This is a genomic window from Candidatus Cloacimonadota bacterium, from assembly GCA_020532355.1.
In the GTDB taxonomy this organism is placed as follows: Bacteria; Cloacimonadota; Cloacimonadia; order Cloacimonadales; family Cloacimonadaceae; genus UBA5456.
Genome location: JAJBBD010000026.1, coordinates 1 through 6,012 on the forward strand (window position 1 = coordinate 1; position 6,012 = coordinate 6,012).

The window sequence follows — 6,012 nt, forward strand, 5'->3', positions numbered from 1 at the left end:
AAGATGCAAGAGCACGTTTTGCTGTTTACTGGGTGTGGCGGAGCGGGAAAAAGCCTTCATCAAAAGGTCTAAATAGATATTTTTAAACTCGGGTAGGGGATATTGTTTTATCTCTGCCACCAATTTGCCCATTTGGCGGTAATGAACTGGACTGTGTGCCATTAGGAGGTATTTGTGGATAGTATGAAATCTAAGCAACTTGCCGGGATTAAGGCCGGAATCCAAAAGTGTATGCCAGCGGTGCATTACAAAAACACGCTCGATAAAATTCTCCCTTAAAGCTGCATCGTGCAGCCGACCCTCTTCTTCTATGGGTAACAAAGGAAAGGCTTTCATTAGTTCTTTGGCAAAGATGCCAATACCGGTTTTACCGGCAGCGCCTCCGTGGGGAGGATATACCTTTACGCGCTCCATTCCGCATGAGGGAGATTTACTCTTTAGGATATACCCGCAAAGCTTGATTTGTTTGAATCTTTCTATGGCGGTAATACTCCAATTTTGCATTTGTTGGGTATAATCAATACTGGTTTTGTTGCTTATCATGCGATAGTCGTCTTTAGAGCCTTTCAAATTGAGAGCTTCACGAGGAATGGGCATGCCACATTCGTGTTCTGGACACAGATGGATGTACTCTGCAAATTTGCCCAGAATATCCACAACCCAAGAATCGTATTTGTGTCCGCCGTCATAACGCACTTCATGCCCCAAAAGGCAGGCAGATACACCCAGTATTAGCTTATCGGTCATAATAACAAATCCTAATCCTATTATTTCTATTTATTGGGAAGGGTAATCCGGCTTTCTCCAGCTTCACAATAGCGGTTTAAATTTAAGAGAATGGGGATGGATTCGGCAAGGTGAATCAAGCAATTACCCTTACCCGTAATTAGGGCAATCACATTGCCGCTTTTCATTTCGGAATCTGGAATGCGGCTGAGGTTTTGCGCTTGGAAAGTAAAGCGGATTTTGGGCTGGGGCACCACCAGGTCGTCGCCCTGCCAAAAAGCTCCGGTAACGGGACAGCGAAGCTCTACTTGATCCATAAAACCTTTATGAATGGTAATTTGTCTTAAACCATTACTTACTTTTAGATCTCTAACCCTACCGGTGATTGGGCTATATATGTTATCTTTTTCAGGCTTTATGATGCGGTTTTTGAAGCGATGACGACTGGCCACAATTAGGAACCAGATTAAGCCAAGAATGCTTAAGGAACCAAAAATATAGCTATGTTTAAATACCAATCCCAAAGAGAAAGATACTGCAATTAGCACCATTGGAATAGCCTGAGCACGGTATTGCATACTCTTGATCTGTCGAATAACGACAGGCTCTGAGAGCAGGTATTTGCTCATTTAGTGGTGCGAATCCAAGTATCCGTTCTTCCGGCAAGAGCAATGCCGATAAATCCGCGTAACGAGAGAGTGTTATTGTTTACAAGCTCTGCTTTTGCAGAGTAAGTTTTGCCACTCTTGGGATCATAGATTTTGCCTTTGCTGTATTTGTTATTACCGTTATACTTCAATCCAGTAAGTACTTCCAATCCAATCAGAGGTCTTTTACGGAGTTTGTTATCCGGGTTTTTAGAGTCTGTTTTGGCCTTTTCATTGGCGTCGTTGGGTTCGCGCAGCCAAACAATCTTGCCGGAGAAACTGCCATCTTCCAATCGAATAATCTCTATTTTACTGCTTTTTTCGCCGTTGTACCAAACCCCATTGATACGTTCTGCCACTTGGGCAAATGCAGGTATTGCAAGGCAAATGATTAATATTGTAAACAGGATGTGTTTCATGGTAACCTCCATGCATTAGAGGATGCCGCAACGTCGCATGATGTACTCTACATTTTTGAGATAGCGATCGTAGCTAAAAATAGCTTCTATCTCTTTGCGACCTAAGGCATCACAGATTTCGTTGTGGGCGAGGATGAGAGTTTTAAAATCTTCCCCGCTGTTTATGGATTTCATAGCTTCTTTCTGCACCAGAGCATAGGCGTGTTCGCGGGTCATACCGCTGTTGGTTAAATGTAATAGTAAGGCTTGAGAGAAAACCAAGCCCTTGGTAAGCTCAATGTTTTTCATCATGTTTTCGGGATAAACCGTCAAGTTTTCAATCATGGTGGCGCATTTAACTAACATATAATGAGCAAGAATACAGCTATCGGGCAAAATAATGCGCTCCACGCTGGAATGAGAGATATCGCGCTCGTGCCATAAAGCGTTGTTTTCCATGGCGGCATTGGCATTGGCGCGTAGTATGCGGGCTAAACCACAAAGCTGCTCGCTAAGGATAGGATTTCTTTTGTGAGGCATGGCCGAGCTGCCTTTCTGCTTGTCGCTAAAGTTCTCTTCCGCCTCTTTTACTTCAGTACGCTGCAGATGCCTAATCTCCAGAGCGATCTTTTCTAAGGTGGAAGCTATTTGACTTAAAACAAAAAGAAACTGGGCATGACGATCCCTCTGAATAACCTGAGTGGATATCTTTACGGGCTTCAATTCCAAATGCTTGCATGCGCGCTCTTCAACCGCTGGATCTAAATGGGCATAGTTTCCCACCGCTCCGGACATCTGCCCCACTCCAATAATATTGATAGCCTCTTCCAAACGGCTAATATTGCGCTGAGTCTCATCGTACCAAAGGGCATATTTAAGTCCAAAAGAAGTTGGTTCGGCATGAATGCCATGACTTCTGCCCATACAAAGAGTGTTCTTATACTCACGTGCCTTCAGTTTGAGGTTTTCGGCTAAACGATGCAACTGAGAAAGAATAAGCTCTCCCGCTTGCTTGAGTTGTAGTGCAGTTGCAGTATCCAATACGTCGGAGGAAGTCATGCCATAATGAATCCACCGGGATGCTTTACCAACGTACTCTGCAACATTGGTAAGAAAGGCTATTACGTCGTGCCGCGTGCTTTCTTCTATCTCGGCAATGCGCTGAATATCAAAATCCGCCTTGTCGCAAATCTCATGGTAGTCTGCAGCGGGAATAATTCCTAACTCATACATCGCCCTTGCAGCGGCTAATTCTACATCTAGCCAGCAACGGTAGCGGTTTTCCAGATTCCAGATGCGCTCCATTTCGGGCAGAGTGTAGCGCACTATCATCTAATCCCCCAAAAAAGCTTTGAGAAGTTCCATTGTGCCGCCCTGATTGAGGATATCCATAATGTTCAGATTTCTATTTTCATTCTTGGGTAACACAGTAATCTGAGGGCGTTCATAATCTACACCGTCAAAGATGAACTTGGCAGATATTCCCTTGGGTGAACTAAAAGATATTTCGTCTATATCACCTTTGCGGGTGTAAGTGTTATCGATGCGGAAGCTGGAGGGTTTGTCCACAATAGATTCTATCTTATAATCGCTACTGAAGTTGATCTGTAGGCTATCTCGGATAATGGCTTTATTGGCAATGATTTCCTCGCCATAGCGGCTAACGACATTATCGGCAGAAGAAAAGAAAGATAATGCCCCCAAAGGTAGATTATCGCCAAGATTAACTGCTTCCAATAAAGGCACAAGAGGAGATTTTAGAGAAAAATATTCGCCTAAATACATGCTGATGAGTGGGGATCCTGTTGCCCCTAAGAGACCACCCTCAACAACATCCATGCGCATTTCATCTAAACTTTTAGCAATAGCAAAGGGTTTGCGCATACTAAAGCCAAAAACAGAAATCTCCACTATGCCAGAACCAGAGAAGCTTTCCCACTTCCTTAGTTCTTGCTTAAGTTTCGCTTCTTCGCTAAGCTTCAAATTATGGGCACATCCGGCTAATAAAACCACGATAAGTGCAAGGATCACAAAACTAAAGCGCTTCATCTTTCCTCCTGTATATATACCAGAATCCAATGCCTGAGGCTATTACCATCAAGAGCGAAAGAAACTGACCTATACTCATTATACCAAAGATGAAGCCAAAATCCTCATAAAAACTTATATCATCTGGCACTCTTACAAACTCAATGAGAAACCTTAATACGCCATAACCGCCGATAAATGCCCAGAAACCTGTACCATGCTTAAGCTTTTTACCCAACAAATACCAAGTGAATAATCCTAGAAGTACACCTTCGGCAAGCATCTCATATAGCTGAGTGGGATGTCTGGGTAAATCTCCCGCACCCGGAAACACAATTCCCCAAGGCAATGTAGTTACTGTTCCCCAAAGCTCTGCATTGATAAAGTTTCCCAAACGCCCCAAACCTAGCCCAATGGATACCAACGGCATGGCAGGATCTGCCAGCTCATAAAAAGAATACTTATGTTTCTTGCAGAAGATAAGTCCGGCAATTATAACACCCAGAGCTCCGCCATGAAAACTCATTCCTCCTTCCCAAACAGCAAATACCATAAGCGGGTTTTGTACATAGTAAAGGAAGTTATAGAACAACACATAGCCTATACGCCCACCCAAGATTACGCCCAGCATCACATAAAAGATAATAGATTCGTACTTCTCACGGTTCATTTCGATGCCTCGGCGGCGTAGTAGCGGTTTGTATAAGAAGTATGCCGCCACAAAGCTTAACACGTAAAAAAGCCCGTACCAGCGGATATGAAAATCTAATCCAAGAAGCGAAAACTTGGCAATCTCCGGGTTAATATCGGGAAATCTAAGCATGCCTTTATCTCTTTGTGAACTGATCCAAACGGCGAATGATAAGCTCTACAGCTTCGTCGCTGTCACCATCAAACTTTTCCACCTGTTTATCGTGTTTAGGACTGAATATATTCAAAACCTGAGTGGGGGAGCCATTAAGCCCAATTCTATGCTCATCCAAACCCAAATCTTCTGCGGTTAATACCTTTAGTTGTGCATTTTTAGCATTGCGTTTACCCCGCAGAGAGGGAAGGCGAGGAGTATTGATCTCTTTAACCACCGAGATTAGTGCCGGAGTGCACATCTCCACTGTATCAAATCCATTTTCCATCAAGCGTTGAACCCGAATCTTATTCTCGTCGATGGCTTCAACTTTACGCACAAAGCAAGTTTGAGGAATATCCAGATGTGCCGCAATTCCTGGTCCTACTTGTGCCGTATCTCCATCAATAGCCTGCTGTCCGGTAATAATCAGATTGAATTCACCCAAATATTTGATTGCCGCAGCAAGAGTGTAGCTTGTTGCCCAAGTATCGGCGCCGGCAAATTTGCGATCTGAAAGCAGAATGATCTCATCCACTCCCAAAGAAACAGCTTCACGCAGTGTACTTTCTACCTGATTGGGACCCATGCTGATAGCCACAACCGTGCCTCCATGCGCTTCTTTAAGCCGCACAGCTTCTTCCACCGCATAAGCATCGAAGGGATTAAGAATGCTTTCTACTCCCTCGCGCACCAAGGTATTGGTCTGAGGATCGATCTTGATTTCTGTGGTGTTGGGAACTTGTTTGATGCATACTATAAAGCGCACAAGATTCTCCTTTTAGGCAAAGAATTCCCGGATGCTTTGCGCAACATAAGCCTTCATGTCGTCTGTCAGTTCCGGATAGATAGGTATGGATAACACTTGATTTGCCAATCTTTCGGCGATAGGCAGATCTCCCTTTTTATAACCTAAAACACTAAAGCAATCCTGCAGATGTAGTGGTAGCGGATAGTAGATGGCACAACCGATATCTTTCTTCTGCAGATGCGCCATCAGATCGTCTCTGCGCTCTGTAACCAAGGTATATTGATTGTAGATAGTTTTTGCTTGTGGCGCAATTTGCGGAGTTTTAAGCTCTCTAATATTTTGCAATTGAGCATCGTAAAATGCTGCGTTTGCCCGGCGTTTATTGCTCCAATCACTCAACTTTTCCAGTTTAACCAGCAGAATTGCTGCTTGCAGAGTATCCAATCTGCTATTCAAACCTACCCACTGGTGAAAATACTTGGGATTTTCGCCGTGCACACGAAGTTGTCGAAGCCCTGCTGCCAGTTCATCATCATTGGTAAGGCACATTCCGGCATCCCCCATTGCACCGAGGTTTTTGCTGGGGAAAAAAGATAGAGTGCCAATATCACCAAACGA

The 6,012-nt window shown here is 44.0% G+C and carries 8 protein-coding genes; all 8 read right to left on the minus strand.

Features of this window, described 5'->3' with window-relative positions; genetic code table 11:
* On the minus strand, positions 1-747 hold a 747-nt coding region (locus LHW48_00780; protein MCB5258996.1), incomplete at its 3' end, for a DUF523 and DUF1722 domain-containing protein.
* Positions 748-773: 26 nt separating this feature from the next.
* A complete protein-coding gene (locus LHW48_00785; GenBank protein ID MCB5258997.1) occupies positions 774-1,355 on the minus strand; it encodes a hypothetical protein in 582 nt (193 codons plus the stop codon).
* On the minus strand, positions 1,352-1,792 hold the full coding sequence (locus LHW48_00790; protein ID MCB5258998.1) for a DUF2147 domain-containing protein: 441 nt from the start codon (positions 1,790-1,792) through the stop codon (positions 1,352-1,354). The genes LHW48_00785 and LHW48_00790 overlap by 4 nt, the downstream gene beginning before the upstream one ends.
* A 15-nt stretch (positions 1,793-1,807) precedes the next feature.
* On the minus strand, positions 1,808-3,103 hold the full coding sequence (purB, locus tag LHW48_00795) for an adenylosuccinate lyase (GenBank protein MCB5258999.1): 1,296 nt from the start codon (positions 3,101-3,103) through the stop codon (positions 1,808-1,810).
* Complete coding sequence (locus LHW48_00800; GenBank protein ID MCB5259000.1) at positions 3,104-3,820, minus strand: hypothetical protein; 717 nt, start codon at positions 3,818-3,820, stop codon at positions 3,104-3,106.
* The gene (gene lgt / locus LHW48_00805; GenBank protein MCB5259001.1) at positions 3,807-4,622 is read right to left on the minus strand and encodes a prolipoprotein diacylglyceryl transferase; all 816 of its coding nucleotides are present in this window, start codon (positions 4,620-4,622) and stop codon (positions 3,807-3,809) included. Before lgt ends, LHW48_00800 begins: the two co-directional genes overlap by 14 nt.
* Positions 4,623-4,626: 4 nt before the next feature.
* Positions 4,627-5,412 carry an electron transfer flavoprotein subunit beta/FixA family protein gene (locus tag LHW48_00810; protein MCB5259002.1) on the minus strand — a complete coding sequence of 262 codons (786 nt, stop codon included), beginning with the start codon at positions 5,410-5,412 and terminating at the stop codon, positions 4,627-4,629.
* A gap of 12 nt (positions 5,413-5,424) precedes the next feature.
* Positions 5,425-6,012, minus strand: a 588-nt coding sequence (locus tag LHW48_00815; GenBank protein ID MCB5259003.1) for a DegT/DnrJ/EryC1/StrS family aminotransferase, incomplete at its 5' end; no start/stop codon positions are given.